Origin of the sequence: Cohnella sp. GCM10020058 (genome assembly GCF_042683485.1) — a bacterium.
Classification (GTDB): Bacteria; Bacillota; Bacilli; order Paenibacillales; family Paenibacillaceae; genus Cohnella.
The window spans coordinates 202,980-222,532 of the sequence record NZ_JBHUJV010000004.1; the positions used below are offsets into that span (position 1 = coordinate 202,980).

The 19,553-nt window shown below is 61.5% G+C and carries 16 protein-coding genes; 5 read left to right on the top strand and 11 right to left on the bottom strand.

All coding sequences use genetic code 11. The features are described from left to right. The first annotated feature begins 79 nt into the window (after nt 1-79). Nucleotides 80-994 (top strand): hypothetical protein, encoded by a 915-nt coding sequence (locus tag ACFSR7_RS07240; RefSeq protein WP_378160056.1) that lies wholly within the window; start codon nt 80-82, stop codon nt 992-994. A 59-nt stretch (nt 995-1,053) separates the two neighbouring features. Here ACFSR7_RS07240 and ACFSR7_RS07245 read toward each other — a convergent pair whose 3' ends face one another. From ACFSR7_RS07245 to ACFSR7_RS07265, 5 genes are all read right to left on the bottom strand, one after another. Beyond that, nucleotides 1,054-1,746 carry a YjgB family protein gene (locus ACFSR7_RS07245; protein WP_378160058.1) on the bottom strand — a complete coding sequence of 231 codons (693 nt, stop codon included), beginning with the start codon at nt 1,744-1,746 and terminating at the stop codon, nt 1,054-1,056. 27 nt (nt 1,747-1,773) lie between these two features. Then, the gene (locus ACFSR7_RS07250) at nt 1,774-2,874 is read right to left on the bottom strand and encodes a stalk domain-containing protein (RefSeq protein WP_378160060.1); all 1,101 of its coding nucleotides are present in this window, start codon (nt 2,872-2,874) and stop codon (nt 1,774-1,776) included. Between the two features lie 13 nt (nt 2,875-2,887). Beyond that, nucleotides 2,888-4,090: a TolB-like translocation protein gene (locus ACFSR7_RS07255; RefSeq protein ID WP_378160062.1), complete on the bottom strand. Its 1,203-nt coding sequence runs from the start codon at nt 4,088-4,090 to the stop codon at nt 2,888-2,890. 168 nt (nt 4,091-4,258) lie between these two features. Then, nucleotides 4,259-5,758, bottom strand: coding sequence for a sensor histidine kinase (locus ACFSR7_RS07260; protein ID WP_378160064.1), 1,500 nt, complete (start codon nt 5,756-5,758; stop codon nt 4,259-4,261). Continuing rightward, nucleotides 5,755-6,453 (bottom strand): response regulator transcription factor, encoded by a 699-nt coding sequence (locus ACFSR7_RS07265; RefSeq protein ID WP_378160066.1) that lies wholly within the window; start codon nt 6,451-6,453, stop codon nt 5,755-5,757. Before ACFSR7_RS07265 ends, ACFSR7_RS07260 begins: the two co-directional genes overlap by 4 nt. Nucleotides 6,454-6,735: 282 nt before the next feature. Here ACFSR7_RS07265 and ACFSR7_RS07270 point away from each other — a divergent pair, with 282 nt between their 5' ends. The 4 genes from ACFSR7_RS07270 to ACFSR7_RS07285 all read left to right on the top strand — a co-directional run bounded on the left by ACFSR7_RS07270 (nt 6,736) and on the right by ACFSR7_RS07285 (nt 10,349). After that, entirely contained in the window at nt 6,736-8,550 is a 1,815-nt protein-coding gene (locus ACFSR7_RS07270; RefSeq protein ID WP_378160067.1) for an exosporium glycoprotein BclB-related protein, read from the top strand. Nucleotides 8,551-8,688: 138 nt separating this feature from the next. After that, nucleotides 8,689-9,864 (top strand): acyl-CoA dehydrogenase family protein, encoded by a 1,176-nt coding sequence (locus ACFSR7_RS07275; RefSeq protein ID WP_378160068.1) that lies wholly within the window; start codon nt 8,689-8,691, stop codon nt 9,862-9,864. 58 nt (nt 9,865-9,922) lie between these two features. Beyond that, nucleotides 9,923-10,156 carry a hypothetical protein gene (locus tag ACFSR7_RS07280; RefSeq protein ID WP_378160070.1) on the top strand — a complete coding sequence of 78 codons (234 nt, stop codon included), beginning with the start codon at nt 9,923-9,925 and terminating at the stop codon, nt 10,154-10,156. A 13-nt stretch (nt 10,157-10,169) separates the two neighbouring features. After that, a complete protein-coding gene (locus tag ACFSR7_RS07285) occupies nt 10,170-10,349 on the top strand; it encodes a hypothetical protein (protein ID WP_378160071.1) in 180 nt (59 codons plus the stop codon). A gap of 84 nt (nt 10,350-10,433) precedes the next feature. On the opposite strand, the gene ACFSR7_RS07290 is transcribed toward ACFSR7_RS07285, so the two are convergent. From ACFSR7_RS07290 to ACFSR7_RS07315, 6 genes are all read right to left on the bottom strand, one after another. Beyond that, a complete protein-coding gene (locus ACFSR7_RS07290; RefSeq protein ID WP_378160544.1) occupies nt 10,434-11,660 on the bottom strand; it encodes a M20 metallopeptidase family protein in 1,227 nt (408 codons plus the stop codon). Nucleotides 11,661-11,828: 168 nt separating this feature from the next. After that, nucleotides 11,829-14,015, bottom strand: coding sequence for an ABC transporter ATP-binding protein (locus ACFSR7_RS07295; protein WP_378160073.1), 2,187 nt, complete (start codon nt 14,013-14,015; stop codon nt 11,829-11,831). Nucleotides 14,016-14,080: 65 nt separating this feature from the next. Then, entirely contained in the window at nt 14,081-14,977 is an 897-nt protein-coding gene (locus ACFSR7_RS07300; RefSeq protein WP_378160075.1) for an ABC transporter permease, read from the bottom strand. Between the two features lie 295 nt (nt 14,978-15,272). Continuing rightward, nucleotides 15,273-16,199 (bottom strand): ABC transporter permease, encoded by a 927-nt coding sequence (locus ACFSR7_RS07305; protein WP_378160076.1) that lies wholly within the window; start codon nt 16,197-16,199, stop codon nt 15,273-15,275. A 24-nt stretch (nt 16,200-16,223) separates the two neighbouring features. Further along, nucleotides 16,224-17,921, bottom strand: coding sequence for an ABC transporter substrate-binding protein (locus ACFSR7_RS07310; protein ID WP_378160078.1), 1,698 nt, complete (start codon nt 17,919-17,921; stop codon nt 16,224-16,226). Between the two features lie 36 nt (nt 17,922-17,957). Then, nucleotides 17,958-19,289: an LLM class flavin-dependent oxidoreductase gene (locus ACFSR7_RS07315; protein ID WP_378160080.1), complete on the bottom strand. Its 1,332-nt coding sequence runs from the start codon at nt 19,287-19,289 to the stop codon at nt 17,958-17,960. Nucleotides 19,290-19,553 lie beyond the last annotated feature (264 nt).

Here is a 19,553-nt window from a genome sequence, read left to right on the forward strand (position 1 = left end):
TCACCACTTGTGGTGATGCGGACTCCTCGCGCGAACCTGTATCTTAACCTTAGCGGAAGCACAAAGGAGGAAGCGCAAAATGGAAGGATCGCAAGGATCTCCGGCGAACGATGGGGAGCCAAGACGGTACGAGATTCGCGTAAAAGGACATCTTGATTCCAAATGGGGAGATCGGTTCGAAGGGTTAAGTTTTACCCGCGACAGCAACGGAACGACCGTCCTTCGCGGCCAGGTGGCCGATCAGGCGGCACTTCACGGCTTGCTTAGGAACATACGCGATCTCGGCTTGCCGTTGATCTCCGTCGTCGGGGCGAGCTCCGAACGTTCGAACGAGCCTGAGGGCACGACGCGTAAAGGTAACAAGATCACCGCCCCCGGCCTCATTCGTTGGTCAGGCGTGGCGGCTATGCTGGCAGGGATTCTGTTCATCGTCATCCAGATGATTCATCCGTCCGATGTTCTCTCGTCCGTAACTACCGACGCTTGGGCCATTGCCCATTACTTAACCATCTTGATGAGTCTCCTGGCCTTGGCCAGCATCACGGGGATCTACGCCAGGCAAGTCGAGAAGGCCGGGTGGCTGGGCCTGGCAGGCTATCTCCTGTTCGGCCTCGAGTTTGCGCTCCTCATGGCGCTTAGCTTCGTCGAAGCTTTCATTTTGCCGCTGCTCACGACCGACGCGCCGAAGATCGTAGAGGGATTCCTGGGGCTTTCAAGCGGAGCGGGCAGCGAGGTTGACCTTGGCGCGCTTGCCGCCGCGGGACCGGTATCGGCCGTAGCCTACTTGCTCGGCGGTCTGCTGTTCGGCATCGCCACGTTCCGGGCCGGCATTTTATCGCGCGGGGCGGCAGGCTTGCTCGCCTTTGGGGCCGTCGCTTCTCTGGCTGCCGCCGTGCTCCCGCACGAGCTCGGCCGGCTCGCGGCGGTGCCGATGGGCTTGGGACTGGCCTGGCTTGGATACTCGCTTTGGTCTGAAAAGCGCGAGGCCGCGTAGACGTTCAAAAAAAGCCGCCAGGGCTTGCGCCTTGGCGGCTTGGTCTTTGGGCGGGGCTCTTAACCCGCCATATTGTTGCGCGATCCCGTCTTCGAGAAGACCGAGATATGATCCACCTTGCCCGTAGACTTCGGAATAACGAATTTCAGCTGAAATTCGTTGCCGGTCTCATAGACGTAAATCGTGTCGTCGCCGTTCTTGGACGTGGACGACGGCTTGCCCAGCGTCTGCTCGATCTGGAGCAGTGTCAGCTTCTGCAGCTTCGCGTCGCTCGAGCGGATGTCGAAGAGCTGGCTGCCTTTGTTGTAGCCGAACGCGGCATGATGCTTGCTGTATACGGCGTAGAAGCCTTTCCCCGCCATATCGTCCGAGTCGGGCTTGCCCCAATCCTTCTTCACGTCGTCGATGAGCGAATCGTGCGCGACGTATGAGATGCCGGGCGCTTTGCCTTCCTTGGCGAGCTTCATCAGCTCTTTGAGCTGAGCTGCGACCTCGGCGGAGACTTTGGTCTGCGCGGCCGATGCCGGAGCCGATGCGCTCGCCGAAGCGCTGGCCGACGGAGAGGCCGCCGCATCGGTTCCGCTTCCGGCCGAAGCCGAGGACGAAGCGGGGGCCGATGCGGAAGCGGAAGGCGACGCGGCGGGCGCCTCGTTTCCGTTAGACGAGGCCGATCCGGCGGAATTGCAAGCGGCCAGCACGAGCACGCCGGCCAGCACGAAGCCGTAGGACGCCGTTTTGAAAGATATCTTCATGATGCGGGCCTCCTTAGAATGATTGCCTTATTTCAGTTTGGCGACGCCGACGGCGATCTGTTCCAGCTTTGCCTTGTTCAGCGCGCCGTCCGGGGAGCTGATCGTCACGAACCGGTCGTCGAGCTTAAACGTCAGCATGTCGGTGTCGGAAGGTTTGTACCACTTGGCTTGAACGCCGTTCGACAGGGTGACCTTCGTGCTGTCGTAACCGTCCGAGTAGTCGCGAGGCGACACGCTGACCCTCATGTGGGAAAAGAGGAAGTTCACGCCATCGTCCGAAGCCGCGGCTTGCTTGAAGGCATCGTTGCCGGCCATGAGCGTCGGTGCATAAGCCGTCGTGAAGCCGTCGAATCCGGCGAAGGCGTCTTTAATGGCCTTGAATTGCGCATCGCTGTAGGAGACGATGGCCAGACCGGCCGTGCTGTCGGATTGCTTGGCGACGCCGACGGCGATTTTCTCGAGCTGCGCCTTGTTCAGGGCGCCGTCCATGGAGCTGAGCGTCACGTAGCGATCGTCGAGCTTGAAGGTCAGCATGTCGGTGTCGGAAGGCTTATACCACTTGGCTTGGACGCCGTTCGACAAGGTTACGTTCGTACCCTCGTAGTCGAAAGCATAGTCGCGAGGCGACACGTTCACGATCATATGCGAGAAAACGAAGTTTACGCCGTCGCCGGTTGCTGAAGCTTGCTTATACGTATCGTTCGCAGCCATCAGCGTCGGCATGTAAGGCGTCGTGAAGCCGTCGAATGCCGCGAATGCCGTCTGAATCTCCTTGATTTGAGCGGAGGTATAGCCGATGCTTGCCAGATCTGCGGTTTGCTGCGAGCCATTCGTGGTGATGACGACCTGATTGGTCTTCGGGTCGAAGGTCAATTGGACGCCCAGGGCACCGGCCAGCGCGCGGACGGGGAGATACGTCGTGTCATGGTACGTGATCGGAGTGAGCTTGTTGCCGTTGGCGTCCGTCGGAACGTAGGCGGAGCCGTTGACCTTGATGCCGATGCTGCTGTTCAGATAGGCCGTGATTTTCTGCAGATTCGTGCCTGCGTATACGCCTGCCGCGCCCGTGATCGTCATGCCGAGCACCATGGCGCCGAGTACCGATTTCTTCATCATATTGTTTTTCATAAGTTCCATCTCCTTAAGGGGTTTGTTGGTTTTTAAAATCGATGATTTCCGTGACGGGCAGATCGCCCTTGCCGGCCGCCGTGACGCCCAGCCTCGTGCCGGAGGGATTCCAGCTAAGCGGATACTGGGGAAAAGCATTCGGGACGACGGGCACGACCGTACCGGAGGCCGCATCGAAAAGGTAGACGCCGTTCATGCCGCTGCGGTCTTCCGCGTATACGGCGAAGGCGAGCTTCACGGCATCGGCGGACCAGCTCATGTAAGGAATTAAATCTCCGGTGCCGATCGTCGAGCCCTGTTGGCGTCCATCTGCGCCGTAGAGGAGCAGGCGAGCCGTCGTGCCGTCCTGACCGGGGCTCGTCGATACGGCAATTCTGACGCCGTCCGATGCGATCTCGAAGCCGGATACGCCGGAGACGAGCACGGATGGCTTCGTCGCGGTTCCGTAGGCCAGCGTCTTCAGGTTCTGCGCCTGATCCGTGTAGTAGACGCTGCCGTGGGACGCCGTAAACTTCGTAAACAGCTCGGTCTTCGGATCTTCCAGCGCCATCTTGGATACGGTGCCGTCCGTCTTGACGGCCAGGATGTCGCCGCGTCCGTCCATGGAACCCGCTGCCAGGAGGTAAGTGCCTTCGTCGACCCAGCCGCCCGACTCCAGATAGTTGGCGCCCGGGATCTCGGTCATGCCGCCGGTGGCGACATTTTTAACGAAGTTACGGGCGGTATAATTGTCTTTCCATTGCTGCACGAAAGCGAATTTGCCGTCGGGAGAGAGGCTCTCCTTCACGAGCGCCGCCGTGCCGCCTTCCGTCTCGGCCAGCTTCGCGGGCTTGCGGGCGTCGTTCGTCAAGTCGACGGTCTCGGCCGTGTAGCTGAACTTCGCTTCCTCCGTATCAGTACCCGGCTTTTCGAGCTTCGTCGTCGTAATCCTGAGCGCGTCGTCCGAGAGCCAGGCGTCGATCGCGGCGCCTTCGAAGCGGTGAATGCGCTCGATCGCCACGTCCGTACGCTTCGGTGCGTCCGTTTCCTTAACGACAGTGAGCTTGCGTCCGCCGCCGGCGCCCTGCGCAGCGGATGCGTCGTCCGTCTGTCCGGCGCTTGCGTCTGAGGCGACGGGGATCGGCTCGCCGTTTTTGGCGCTGCAGGCCGTGAGTTCGAATGCGAGCATGAGCAAGACCGTGAGCTTAACGGCGATCTCTCCTTTTTTATTCGGCATGACAGGTCCTCCTGACTGATGTGGATCTCGCCAGGGAGCAGCTGCGGCGAGGCGCCCTTACCGCGCTGCCCTGCGTCCGTCGTCCCTGTCTTGAGATCAGTATAGAATCGCGATATATCGAAGCCATATCCGGCATGTATCGAAGTTGTAAACAATTCGGAGCGCCGTTTACGACTCGCGCTGCGGCTCCTTTACGGGAAGCTCGAGCACGAATCGGGAGCCGTCAGGGCCTGATTCGGCGAGCCGAACGGTGCCGCCCTGTTTCTCCGCGAGGCTGCGGACGAGCGACAATCCAAGTCCGGTCCCCCCGGTCGCGCGCGAACGGTCGCCGCTGACCGTGTAGAACGGATCGAAGATGCGCGACTGCGCATCTTGCGGAATGCCTCTGCCGGAATCCGCGACCTCGACGATCATTCGCGGCTCGCCGTCTGCGCCATCCGTCAGCCGGTTGCTTAGCGCCACTGCGCCGCCCGGCACATTGTACTTGACCGCATTGTCCAGCAGGTTTAACACGATATGCATCAGATTGTCCGGATCCGCCCAGACGCCGCCGTCCTGGAGATCCAGCGTCATCCGGATGCCGGCGGCGTCGGCTTTGACCCGGATGCGCTCGGCGGCTTCCTTTAATAAGGGAGCCAGAGCGACCTGCACGGCTTTCGTTTCAAAATCGTACACGTCCATCGCGGACAGCTGCAGCGCCTTTTCAACCAAATCGTAAAGCCGCGCGGCCTCCATGCCGATGCGCTCCCTTGCCTTGCCGAGCAGCGCCGGGTCGTCCGCGTACATCTCCAGCAGATCCGCGTAGGCGCGGATTGAGGTCAGCGGCGTCTTCAGCTCGTGGCTGATGTTGCCGATGAACTGCTTCTGCTGGCGCTCGAGCTCCGTCAGCCGCGCGATCGCATCCATCAGCTTGCGCTTCTCCTCGTGGAGCTGCGTGACCGACGAGGAGATGCTGCCGCTCATGTCGTAGATGCCTTCGGCCAGCTCGCCCAGCTCGTCCCGCCGCTTCACGGGCGCAGCGGACAGGTACTCGCCGCGTCCGATCTGCTGGGTCGCCCGATTCAGCCGGCGGATGACGCTTACCTGGCGCCGGACGAACAGATAGCCGACGAGGAAGCCGCCCGCGAGCACCGCGAGCCCCGCGTACAGGAACAGATCGCGGATGCGCTCGTAAAACGCATTTTGGTCGGCGAGCGACGCGTGGAATTGTACCGTACCGAGCAGCTGGTCGGCATTATAGAGCGGGGCAAGGTATAAGAGCGCGTCGCCTTCCGTAATATAAGCGGACATCCCCCGGGCGGTGTAGGCCAGCGCGTCCGACGCATCTGTCCGCGGTTGAATCGGCAGCGACGTGCCTGCCAGGACGCCGTCCGTATCGTAGAGCGTGACCGGCATGCCGCTCAGCTCGCCCAGGTCGACGGCCAGCCGCTGTGCGTTTTTCTCCATAAAGGGCTTCGCCTCGACGCGTTCGCCGGTCAGGAAGGCGTCGCGCACGCGAAGGTTCGCGGCCTCGGCTTGGCGCGCGAAGGTCTGCTCGAGCCGCTGCTTTTGGTCGTCCCTAATGCCCGATAGCACCTGCAAGCTGAGCGCGGCGACAATGGCGGCCAGCAGCAGCGCGAGCAGCAGCGACTGCTTGCCCTGAAGACCGATGCGCACGCCGCGGCTCATTCCGACGGCCTGGCGCTCTTATAGCCGACGCCGAACACCGTCTGGATCAGGCTCTGTGCGTCTCCGAGCTTGCGTCGCAGCCGCTGGACGTGAATGTCCACCGTCCGCGTTCCTCCCGCGAAGTCCATATCCCACACCAGTTCCAGTAGCGCCTCTCGCGTGTACACACGCTCCGGATTGGCCGCCAGCAGCTTCAAGAGGTCGAACTCCTTGGGCGTCAGGTCGAGCGCCTGTCCGTCCACGCGCGCCGTGCGCGAGAGCGATTCGATCGCCAGCGCGCCGAGGCGCACCGTCTCCGCATCGGCCGGCACGGTCTGAGCCGGCGCGTGATCCGGCTGCACCCTGCGTGACAGCGCCTTTACGCGTGCAAGAAGCTCGCGGATGTCGAAGGGCTTGGTCATGTAGTCGTCCGCCCCCAGCTCGAGCCCCAGCACTTTATCTACAATATCGTTTTTAACAGTAAGCAGCAGAATGGCCGGACGATCCCTGCCCTCCAGCTTGCGGCACACGTCATACCCGCCCATGCGCGGCATCATCACGTCCAGCACCATCACGTCCGGCCGCTGGGCCTCCACCTTCTCGAGCGCCTCCACGCCATCCGCAGCCGTATCGACCTCGTATCCCTCGCGTTTCAACGCGTAAGCTACCGCTTCCGAGATACCCGCCTCGTCGTCTACCACTAATACACGTACCATGCCGGTCCGACCGCCCTTCGCCAATCGAATTTCTCTATACACATTCATACCCCTAAACGGGTTGAACATGCAAAAAGGGTGCAGGGGGTGTCATATGAATGGCATGGGAAGTGCATATCCACAGTTTTTAAAGTAGGTTTCGAAAAGACGGCACATCTATTTCATATAAAAATCTGTCGATTTTTGTTAAAATATAACTTGGTTTTAGGGAAAATCTAGATTTTCAGTGCTATCCGCAATATTCTCGTTATCATCTAACTCATTGTCTGGAGGAATGAATTCGTGTTAAAGAAGAAAACGAAAACCGCCGCGGGCCTATTGCTGCTCGCCGCTACCCTGGTTGCCGCTCCCGTGAGCGCCGCCAGCGGTGTGACGCTTAACGTCAACGGCTCGAATATCCAATACGAAGTGTCCCCTGTATTGGTGAACAACACCGTGCTGGTGCCCATGAAGGACATCAACGGCACTCTCGGCGCAAGCGTCAACTGGGACAATGCTTCGCAAACGGTTACTGCGGTCAAGGATGGCGTTAAGGTAGTAGTCAAGGCTGGCGAAAATACCGCTACGGTCACGACGGACAGCGGCGTTCAGACGGTTAGCCTGCAAGCGCCTGCACAGGTCAAGGACGGACGCGTACTGATTCCGGTCCGCCTGTTCGCGACGGCGTTCGGCGCCGATATCGGATGGAACCAGCAGACGCAGACGGTGAAGTTGAGCTTTGGTGACACCGCGACCGGTAACGGAACGGGCACGAAGGGCGAGACCGGCGCGCAAGGGGCGAAAGGCGACAAGGGTGATAAAGGCGACAAGGGCGATAAAGGCGACACGGGTGCAACCGGCTCGAAAGGCGCGGACGGCGTCGGTCTGAACATCGCCGTGGATTACAACGCCTCGGCTGCCGCGAACTATGCGCAGTATCAAATCGTACTGTACGACGGTTCGGTTTACATCGTGCTGAAGGCTGCGCCTGCGGGTACGCCGGATACGTCGGCGGATTATAAGCTGATTGTGGCCAAGGGCGCGAAGGGTGATAAAGGAGATAAAGGCGACACGGGTGCAACCGGAGCTGCTGGCGCAAAGGGAGATAAGGGTGACACGGGCGCAACCGGTGCGAAGGGAGATAAGGGCGACACGGGTGCAACCGGAGCCACTGGCACGAAGGGAGATAAGGGCGACTCTGGCACTGCAGGCGCAACCGGAACAACCGGCGTGAAAGGAGACAAAGGCGACACGGGTGCAACCGGAGCCACTGGCGCGAAGGGAGATAAGGGCGACCCTGGCACTGCAGGCGCAACCGGAGCAACCGGCGCAACTGGCGTGGGCCTTGAAGGCGCAGTGGCATTCAACGCCGTGCAGGCTTCTTTGTATCCGCAGTACCGAGTGGTAATTTATAACGGATCCACATATGTTGCGCTTATTGCAGGGCCAACAGGCACGCCGGGTACTTCTCCTGACTATCTGCTTATCGCAGCCAAAGGCGCGGACGGCGCGCAAGGTCCTGCCGGACCTGCTGGGGCAACCGGCGCGCAAGGCCCGAAGGGTGACAAAGGCGATACTGGTGCACAAGGCCCGGCCGGCGCAGCCACGATCATCCCCTACGCCTCCGGCCTACCAGTAACGGTGACGACCATAGTAGGGGGCCTTCAAGGCACGGGCGCATTGATTGGATTCGGAAATTCTGTCTCAGGCGTTTCCGCGTTTGGCGGTATTATCGATCTGACTGGTGCCGCAGGTACATTGCTTAACTTCGGTTTCAGCATGCCGAGAGATGGCACGATTAAGTCGATCAGCGCTTATTTTACTAGCACTGCAGCGCTAAATCTCGTTGGTAGCACGGTAACCATTACAGCACAGCTGTATGCATCTGCGACGCCGAACAATACATTCACGCCAATCCCCGGCGCGCTTGTGACGCTTGCGCCTGCTATGACAGGCGTACTGGCCATCGGCACGACTGCGAGCGGGATTACGACGGGGCTCAGCATTCCCGTGACGGCGCAGACCCGGCTGCTGATGGTCTACACCGCTACAGCTAACGGCCTGAGTTTGGTCAATACGGTTACCGGGTATGCGAGTGCGGGCGTAAGTGTCGAATAATTATTTCCTGTATTACCTTCAAGACAGCCCTGTTACCACAGGGCTGTCTTTCTGCATAGACGCCGCTTGATCCACCCTCCATAACATGCTAGGCTCATAAGCAACATAGAGACCAGATACGAAGTGGAGGAACATGCGATGTCTGACACCTTTGCGAGAACGGAAGCCGAACGGGAGCGCCTCGTACTGATCGGCGAATTGGCGGATTCGTTCAAGCCCCTTGCCCAAGCGGTCGATCAGGAAGGCGGATTCGCGTTCGAATCGGCGGAAAAGCTGCGCGCTTTGGGTTATACGAGATGGCCGGTGCCGCGTGCGTATGGCGGCGAGGGCATGTCGGTCTACGAGATGGTTCTTTACCAGGAGCGGATCGCGATGGGCGATCCGGCGCTGGCGCTCGCGATCGGCTGGCATGTGAGCACGGTGGCCGACCTATCCGCGAAGAAGTCGTGGAGCGAGGACAAGCTCGCACCGTTCCTGCGCGCGGTCGCGGCAGGCAAGCTGATGAACCGCGCGGCGACGGAGAAGGGCACGGGCAGTCCGACCCGCGGCGGCAAAATGCAGACGACGGCCAAACGGCATGGAGACGGGTACGTGGTCCGGGGGCGCAAAACGTTCACATCGCTCGCGCCGGTACTGGACCTCGTCGTCGTCAACACGACCCTGATTGAAGGGGATACGGAGGAAGCGGCCGACTTCCTGATTCCGATGGACACGCCCGGCGTATCCGTCGATCCGGTCTGGAACATGATGGGCATGCGAGGCACGGCCAGCCACGATCTCGTGCTGGACGACGTCGTCCTGCCGGAAGAGGCCCTCGTCTACCGCGCATCGGCAGGCAGGCGCGGCAGTCCTCCGGCCAACCCGAACCTGCTGCACGTGCCGGCCTGCTATCTCGGCGCTGCGGTCGCCGCACGGGAAGAAGCGCTCGCCTTCGCGGCCTCTTATCAGCCCAATACGCTCGACCGGCCGATTATCCATCTACCGCACATCGGCACGCTCATCGGCGAGATCGACATCGAGCTGGCAGCGGCGCGGCATTTTATGTACAGCGTCGCCGCGCGATGGGAACATCCCGTCGCCGACGAGGCCGCCGGCATCGCCGAGCTAGGCGCGGTCAAGGTATTCGCGATCCGTACCGCGCTCTCCGTCGCCGACAAGGCGCTGCGTATCGCCGGCGCGCATGGGCTTGCCCAGACGCATCCGCTGCAACGGCTTTTCCGCGACATCCGCTTCGGTCTGTCCAACCCGCCGATGGAGGATGCGGTGCTGCGGATGTACCACCAGCAGGCGCTGCGGGAGACAGGGCAGGCGTGAGAATCGCACTACAATCATATAGAAATAAATCTGCGAATGCGTGTCGGGGAGCGTCCACGTGACAGAATCCGAAACGATCGGCAATTGGGCAAGCGTGCCGGTCAAGCTGCTTGATATTCGGCTCGCGACGTTGTTGAGGCGGGGAGAGGCGTTCGTGCCTTACCGCATGCCGGCGCATGGCTTCCAGCTGCCCGAGGCATTAAAGCAATATGCGGATGGCGGTACCGCTCTCTCGCAAGAAGCCTTCGTGGCGAGTCCTGCGGATTACTATTTCTACGTCGATGAGCGATGAGGAGATGGCGGAGTTGACGGAACTGTTCAGGGAGCCCTTGTACAGCGCGCTGCCGGCCGTCAAGAACAATCGCATGATCAATGTCAGCCGGGAAAAGCGGAATTACGGCCCGTGTCGGGTTGACGAAGCCGTCGACGATCGGATCGCGCAGATGAACAAGCTGCAGGAGGAGGAAAAGCCGGCACCGGCCTAAGCCAGTTTGCCGGCTTTGACATACCAGGCTGCGCCGGGCAGGGCGAATCCCGTTCGTATGCGTTCCCGGTGCTTCGTCATGCCGTCAGGCGGTCGGCCGTTCAGCCAGTGACAGTGCCAGGAACAGCTTGCCGGCGTGCAGCAGCGCGCGTTCGTCGATGTCGAAGCGGGGATGGTGATGCGGAAATTGCGTGCGTTCTTCCGCGTTGCGCGCGCCGACATGGATAAACGCGCCCGGACGCTGCTCCAGGTAATACGCGAAGTCTTCCGCGCCCATCACCGGATCGAGCGCGATGAACGCCTCTTCGCCGAGCGCCTCCGCGACGGCACGGCGAGCGGTCTCGGTCTTGTCGGGATCGTTGACGAGCGGCGGATAGCCGTTGGCGTATTCGATCTCGCAGCTTGCGCCGCCGGCCGTGCTGATGCCGCCTGCAATCGCGCGTACGTCCGCTTCGATTCTCGCGCGAAGCGCCGGATCAAAGGTGCGGACGGTGCCCTCAATCTCCGCGACGCCAGCGATGACGTTAAAGGCGGTTCCGGCGCGGAACACGCCGATCGATACGACTGCCGAGGCAAGCGGGTTCACCCTGCGGCTGACAATCTGCTGCAGGCCGCCTACGATCTGGCTGCCGATGACGAGGGCGTCGACCGTATCATGGGGACGCGCGCCGTGCCCGCCTTTGCCGATGACCTTAATCTTAAAAGCATCGACGGCGGCCATCGCAGGGCCTGCGCGAAGGCCTGCGCGGCCAAGCGGTATTTCCGAGGAGAGGTGGATGCCGTAAACTTCGTCGACGCCGTCCAGACAGCCGTCCTCGATCATGAACCGGGCGCCGCCCGGCGGCTTTTCCTCCGCGTGCTGGAAGAGCAGTACGATGTTGCCTGCCAGCTCTTGGCGGTGTGCCTGCAGCACGCGGGCGACGCCGAGCAGCACGGACGTATGGCCGTCGTGGCCGCAGGCGTGCATCGCCCCGTCCGCCGTAGAGCGGTAAGTCGCATCCTTCTCGTCTTGAATCGGCAGCGCGTCAAAGTCGGCGCGCAGCGCCAGCGTAGGACCGGGGCGTCCGCCGCGGATATAGCCTATTACGCCACCGCCGGGCAAGCTGTCAGCACCTTCTTCAGCGAGATCAAGCTCCTTCCGCCAGCCTACGCCCGTCCGCGTTTCGATGCCGAATTCCCGCAGCTTGTCCGCCACGAACGCCGGCGTGCGGCGCTCAGTGAACGAGACCTCGGGATGACGGTGCAAATGCTGCCTCCAGCCGATGATCTCCGCCTCTGCGCTCGCCAGTTCCTCGTACAATCGATCGAGCAGACTCATTTATAACATCCTCCTTTAAGATGAATAGACCGTTTCATCTACTTTCCCACGTTAATCGCCCTCCCTGCAACAGTGGTTTTGTCGCTTGCAGTCTTCGTTGCCACCGATTGTGCCGCTCCAACGGTGCTCTTCTCGCTTACAGCCCAGCCCACAGGCCCCCTCTTACTGCAGCGGGTAATGGCAGGCGACCGAACGATCGCCGTCCAGGGGCAGCAGCTCCGGCGATTCGGATCGGCATCGGTCCGTCGCCAGCGGGCAGCGGGTGTGAAATCTGCAGCCTGCCGGCGGACGCGCCGGAGACGGGATCTCGCCGCGGATGGCGGCGGGCTCGGTCCGAAGCTGCGGGTCCGGGTGCGGAATCGATTCGATGAGCGCTCGCGTGTATGGATGGGCCGGACGTCGGAACAGCTCGCGGCTCGGCGCAATCTCTACGATGCGGCCCAAATACATAACGGCAATCCGGTCCGAGATATGACGGACGACGTGCAGACCGTGCGCGATAAACAGGTAAGTCAGCCCCAGCTTTTGCTGCAGGTCCTGCATCAGGTTGACGACCTGCGCCTGCACCGATACGTCCAGTGCCGACACGGCCTCGTCGGCGAGCACAAACTTGGGATGGAGCGCGATGGCTCGCGCGATGCCGATCCGCTGCCGTTGACCGCCCGAGAACTCATGGGGATGCCGGTTTACGATCCCGTGGTCGAGGCCGACGGCGGCAAGCAACTCCTCGACGCGCTGCTTCTTTTCTTTTCCGGAGAGTCCGTGATGGACGGCGAGCGGTTCTCCGACAAGATCGCCTACATTCCAGCGGGGATCGAGGGAGCCGTACGGATCCTGGAAAATCATCTGCATATGCCTGCGCGTCTGCCGCAGCCGCGAGGCGCCGAGGCGAGTCAGATCCTTCCCCTCGAACAGCACGCGTCCCGACGTGACGGGTTCCAGCTGCAGCAGGAGCCGGCCAAGCGTGGATTTGCCGCTCCCCGATTCGCCGACGAGGCCGAGCGTCTCGCCTTCCCGGATGGAGAAGGACACGCCGTCCACCGCACGCACGAACGTCCGGGAACGCCCGGGGAATCCCCGCTTGATCGGATAATACTTGCACACGTCCTCCACTTTAAACAACTCGATGCTCCCGGCCTTCGCCTGATCCGCCCGCGCCGGTCGGATTTCCTCGACAGCTTTCCCGTACACGCCGTGCGCCGTCTCCGACAATGGGAGATCGTCCGAGGGCGCGCCGCCATCCCGCACCAAGAGTGCGGTTGCGCTGCGATCCGACGCTGCGCCGACGAGCGCACTTCGCTCCGTCGCCGCAACTGCGGGCACGCCGCGAACCGCAGTCTCTTCGCGTACATCCCGAGCGCTCAGCGCACCATCCTGCAGCAGCGCATCCGCATGCCAGCAGGCAGCCTCGCGGTCGCCGCGCCGACTAAGCGGCGGTGCCGAGGCGCGGCACCGGTCGGTCGCATGCGGGCACCGGGGATGGAACACGCAGCCCTCCGGAAGCTTGCTTAGGCTCGGAATGCTGCCCGCGATGGCGTACAGCCGATCGCCCTTTTCCGTGTCGAGCGTGGCCACCGAACGCAGCAAGCCGCTCGTATACGGATGATGCGGCTGCGCGAACAGCTCGGCGACCGTCGCTTGCTCGACAATGCGGCCGGCGTACATGACGACGATCCGGTCGGCGATCTGCGCAGCGATGCCAAGGTCATGCGTGATGAGCAGAATCGACATGCCGAATTCGGCCTTCAGCTCCTGCAGCAGATGCAGAATTTGCGCCTGAATGGTGACGTCGAGCGCCGTCGTCGGTTCGTCCGCGATGAGCAGTTCGGGGCCGCAGGACAGCGCGAGCGCGATCATCGCGCGCTGCAGCATGCCGCCCGACAGCTCGCCGGGGTACTGCTTCATGCGAAGCTCCGGCTCGGGGATGCCGACCCGCGCGAGCAAGCTAGCGGCATGGGCTTTGGCTTCGGACTTCGTCTTGCGCTCGTGCCGCAGGATGGTCTCGACGATCTGGTAGCCGATCGTGTAGACGGGGTCGAATGCGGCCATCGGTTCCTGGAAGATCATCGCGATCCGCTTGCCCCGGAGGCTGCGCAGCTCGCTCTGAGTAAGCGCGGTCAGATCGATCCCGTTCAGCGCGATCCGACCGCCTTCGATATGCCCGTTCTCGTAGTCGACGAGCCGCATGACCGCCTTGGAGGCGACCGTTTTGCCGCTGCCCGACTCGCCTACGAGACAGACGGTTTCCCCGGGAGCAATCGTCAGGGAAACGTCGTGCAGGGCTTGCAGGAAGCCGCGCTTCGTGCGGAAGCCGACGGACAGTTGTTCGATCTCTAGCAGGCTTTGCATGGCAGACTCCTTTCTGTGTAAGGGACCGGACGTCCTCGGCCAGGTCCGACTCGTCGGCGGGCCGCTCAGCCTTCCTTGCGCTTGGGATCGAGCCGGTCGCGCAGCCAGTCTCCGACGATGTTGACGGCCAGCACAAGCAGTGTGATCGCTAGGCCGGGATAGGTGCAGATCCACCACGCCACCGTCAGATAGCCGCGTCCTTGCGACAACAGCGCGCCCCAGTCGGGAATTTCTTTTAACACGCCGAGTCCCAGAAAGCTTAAGCCGGAGCCGGTCAGGATCGCGGTGCCGATGCCGAGCGTCGCCATGACGAGCAGCGGGGAGAGCGAGTTGGGCATTACATGCTTCCAGAAAATCGCGAAGGGCGTCGCGCCGATGGCGCGAGAAGCCGTCACGAACGGACGGCTCTTGATGCTGATCGTCTGTCCGCGCATGACGCGGGCGTAGCCGGGTACGGATGCAGCCGCTACGGCCAGCACGATGTTGCCGAGACCCGGTCCCATCGCGGCGGCGATCGCCAGCGCCAGCAGGATGCCGGGAATCGTCATCAACACGTCCACGACCCGCATCAGGACGGCATCCACCGCGCCGCCGATGTAGCCGGAGATCGTACCGATCGCACCGCCCGCGAGCCCGCCGACCAATACCGACATAAAGCCGATGTACAGCGAATCCCGGCTGCCGTACACGACGAGGCTGAGAATATCCCGACCGTAATAATCGGTGCCGAAAGGATGGGCGGCGCTCGGCCCCTGCATGATCGCGTCCAGCATCATGTCCGTCGGCGAGTAAGGGGCGATCCACTGCGGAAAAGCGGCGCAGATCGCGATGATCAGGATTAGCGCTCCTGCGGCGTAGACGAACAGATCCGCCGGCTTGATGCGCCTTGCGCGTCCGCGATAGGCCGGCAGCTCCCACTTCCGCCGCTGCAGCACCGCCTCGGCGGCCGTAGATTGTCTCATCAGGTTTCACGTCCTTTCTTTGTATGGACCGAATGCGTATGGGCAGTTGATGACGCAGATCACGCGCGCCGCCACCGGCCAGAAAAAATAGTGGTTAAAAGGCAGCTAATTCTTCGGGTGGCCGGCTGAATTAATAAAATAAGGTCCAGAAGGCAGCTAATCCGCCGACTTTCGCACGAAAAGGGGCAAAATGAACGAAACAACTGCCTTTTGACAACTAATCGCCAAAACGAGAGGGCGCGCGCCGGATTAACTGCTTTTTAACAACTATCGCCACCTCACTGCCTCCGCCGCTCTAGGCCGACCGCCGCACCCGCGGATCGATGACCGCGTACGACAAGTCGACGAGCAGATTCACGACGACGTACACGAGCGAGGAGAACAGGATGACGCCCTGCACGACCGGCAGATCCTTCGCCATGATGGCGTCCGCGATGATCCGGCCGATGCCCTGCCTGGAGAACACCGTCTCGATGACGACGGTGCCCGCCAGCATCTCGCCGGCCAGCACGCCGATCATCGTGACAGCCGGAATGAGCGCGTTGCGCAGCGCATGCCGGTACATGACGGCGCGCTCCGACAAGCCCTTGGCGCGCAGCGTGACGACGAAGGCGTCGCCGATGACCTCGAGCATGCTGTTGCGGACCATGCGGACGATAAAGCCGGCGCCGATCAGGCCGAGCGTAAGCGCGGGCAGAACGAGCGTCCGCCAGCCGTGCGAGCCCATCGCCGGGAACCATCCGAGGCGGATGGAGAAGATGAGCAGCAGCAGGATGCCGGTCCAGAAGGCGGGCATCGAGATGCCGAGCAGCCCGACGATCCGGGCGATGAGGTCGATCGGCTTGTTGCGGTGAATCGCCGACAGCACGCCGAGGAGCACGCCGACGATGACCGAAACGGCGGCGCTGCAAGCCGCCAGGGCGAGCGTCGCGGGGAAATGCTTCGCGATCTTGGGCAGCACGGGCTCCGAGTTCAGCACGGATTGGCCGAAGTCGCCGCGAAGCAGCTTGCCGAAATAATCGGCAAGCTGCAGCAGGAAGGGGCGGTCGATTCCGAGCTGGTGACGGAGGTTCGCGATCGTCTCGGGCGAGGCGCCCGAGACGTCGATCATACTCGCTACCGGGTCCCCCGGCAGCAGGTACATGATGACGAATACGAGCGCCGACGAGCCGACGATGACGAGGAGGGAGGAGAGTATGCGTCCGGTCACGGCTTTGAGCATCGCTTATTACCCCTTCCGTCCCTTTTACTTGGCCAGGCTGACGTCGTTGAACAGCGGATAGCCCAGCAGGTCGAACTTCAGACCCTGTACGGACTTGGAGGCCGCCACCGTATACGGGAATACGTAGATCGGGAGGATGATCGCCTCGTCCTTGATGCGCTGCTGCACTTTTTTATACAGCTCGGCGCGTTTCGTATCGTCTTTTTCCACGGCGCCCTGCTCCAGCCATTGATCGATCTCGGGATCGGAAACTTTGGAGAGGTTACCGAGTGCGCCCTTCGGCGCCGTGTGATAGAAGGCCGACAACGCGTTCGGATCCCCGTTGACCTGGCTGTTGCCATAGAGATCGTAGTTGCTGTTGGTGAATACCTCTGTCAGGATGTCTTTCGTAATGACGACTTCGGTGTCGATCCCGATTTTCTTCAGCTGCTGCTGGATAATGGCGGCGATATCGTTGCGCTTCTCGCGGTTCGGCGAGCCGTCGACGTAACGAAGCGTGAGCTTCTTGCCGTCCTTTTCGCGGATGCCGTCCGCGCCCTTTTTCCAGCCGATCTCGTCAAGCAGCGCGTTTGCTTTTTCCACGTCGGGCTGAATGGCGTTCTCCAGCGAAGCGTCGTAACCGAGCACGCCCGGCGTCAGCGCGGACCAGGCCTGGTCGTAGGTGCCAAGGTACAGCGTCTTGACGATGGCGCCGATGTCAATGCCGTATTGCAGCGCTTGACGGGCCTTGGTCTCGCCCCATGGCGCGTGTTCCTGATTGATGAACAGCGTATAAGGAAGCCCGATCGTGTTGGCCTGCAGCACCTGGAAATCCGGATTGCTCTTCAGCGAGACGATGTTCTGCGGAGGCACGGTCTCGGCCGCCAGCACCTGGCCGCTCTGCACGCTGCCGATCCGCGTCGCTTCCTCCGGCGCGATCTTGAAGGTCACCCGGTCGAGGTAGGGCGCGCCTTTGTTGTCGACGATCTCCGGTCCCCAGTTGTAATCGGGATTGCGTTCGACCGTAATCTCGGCGTTTTCCTCCCACTTGACGAACTTGAACGGCCCCGTGCCGACCGGATTTTTGCCGAACTGATCGCCGTACTTCTTCGCGGCCGTCGGGGATACGATGCCGAGGAGCGCCTGACTCAAGTTGCCGAGAAAGGCGCGCGAAGGCGTCTCCAGGTTCAGCTTGACCGTGTATTCGTCGATGACCTCCGCCGACTTGAAGGGTTTCAGCAGCGCGCTCGCGTTGGCGGCCTTCGTAGCCGGGTCGAGAATGCGGTCGTAGTTGTACTTCACGGCTTCCGCGTTGAACGGCGTGCCATCCTGGAACTTGACGTCCTGGCGCAGCTTAAACGTATAGCTCAGGCCGTCTTCGGACTCGGTCCACTCGGTGGCGAGCCAAGGCTTGATGGTGTTGTCGGGCAGCTTGACGACGAGATTGTCGTAAATGGTGCGGATGACGCGGACGGCGACCGCGAGGCCGCTGCGCTGCGGATCGAGCGTGTCGGGCGAGGTGGCCAGCGCATAGGTCAGCTCGCCGCCTTGCGTGGCGGCGGAAGGCGAACCGTCCGCTTGCGAAGCGGAGGGAGAGGCGGCGCTTGGGCTCGCATCTCCGGCAGCGGCCTGGCCGCCGCCGTTGTTATTGTTGTTGCCGCAAGCGGCAAGCGCCAGCGTCAGCGCGAGCGAGACCGCAAGCAGGATAGAAGTCCATTTGAACGAGCGAGGCGTGCTGTACATCGAAGAATCCTCCCGTATGATTAAATTGATTTTGATTTAAGAACGGACCGCTATCGGCGCGGCATAGCGATTGACCGGGTACGGCAGGCCCAGGTTGCCCCGGAGCGTATCCTGCTCGTATTCCGAGCGGTAAAGTCCCCGCGCCTGAAGCAGCGGCACGACGTATTTGACGAAGTCAGCGAATCCGCCGGGTACGGCTTCGCCGACGATGAAGCCGTCCGCAGCGCTTCCTTCGAACCATTGTGCGAGCCGGTCCGCGACCTTCTCCGGCGTGCCGACGAACGGCCCCTTGGGCGTCATCGTGCGAATTGCGACCTGGCGGAGCGTCCAGCCGTTGTCCTTGGCTTTCTGCTTGATCCGGTCCGTCGTGCTGCGGAAGCTGTTGGTCCCGAGATCGCCGATATCGGGGAACGGCTCGTCAAGCGGGTACGCGGAGAAATCGTGATGGTCGAAAAAGCGTCCGAGGTACAGCAGCGCGTCCTCGACCGACGCGAGCGAGGCGATCTCCTCGTAGCGGCGCTCGGCCTCTTCGTCCGTGGCGCCGACGATCGGCCCGATGCCCGGGAAGATGAGAATCTCGTCCGGCGAGCGTCCATGTTCGGCAGCTCTGCGCTTCACGTCGGCGTAGAATTCCTGGGCTTCCTCGATCGTCTCATGTCCGGTGAAAACCGCGTCCGCCGTCCTTGCGGCCAGGTCGCGTCCGGAATCCGACGAGCCGGCCTGGAACACGATCGGACGGCCCTGCTTGGAGCGCGCGATGTTCAGCGGACCTTCGATTGAGAAGAACTCTCCCTTGTGATTCAGACGGTGCAGCTTGTCGGGATCGAAGAAGACGCCGCTCTCCTTGTCGCGAACAAAAGCGTCGTCCTCCCACGAATCCCAAAGCCCCTTGGCCACCTCCAGGTATTCGGCTGCGAGCTTGTAGCGTTTGCTGTGATCGGGATGTTCGCCTTTATTGAAGTTGGCCGCGGTCGCTTCGCCCGGCGAGGTGACGACATTCCACCCTGCGCGTCCGCCGGAGATGTGATCCAGCGAAGCGAACTGGCGGGCGACGGTGAAGGGCTCGCTGTACGAGGTCGACAGCGTGCCGACGAGCCCGATCCGGGAAGTTACTGCGCCCAGCGAGGACAGCAGCGTGAGCGGCTCGAAGCGGTTCAGGAAGTGCGGGATCGACTTTTCGCTGATGGTGAGGCCGTCCGCGATAAAGATGAAGTCGAATTTGCCTTGCTCGGCCAGCTGCGCCTGCTCCAGATAACGAGGCCAGTTGATGCTCGCGTCCGAAGGAATGTCGGGATGCCGCCACGCCGACATGCTCGATCCAACGCCGTGCAGCACCGCGCCAAGCTTAAGTTGTCTGTTCTTTGCCATATTCGAATCCCCCTCGAAATTTAAAATACATAATTCCAGTCTGTGAAGTCGGATTAATAGTAATGATAAGGGCAAATACGGGCGCTGACTAATAGGAAAAACCAATTCATGAATTGAATTTCTAAATCTTAAAATTCCAATTGACTAAGTAGGAATTTGCTGGTAACCTCTATTTTGAATGGTGAATATATATTCACGCTGTAAAACGATCGACCGGAAAGCCGGAGATCCCCTTTTGCCAGATGTGACGGTGTTCGCGGCCAA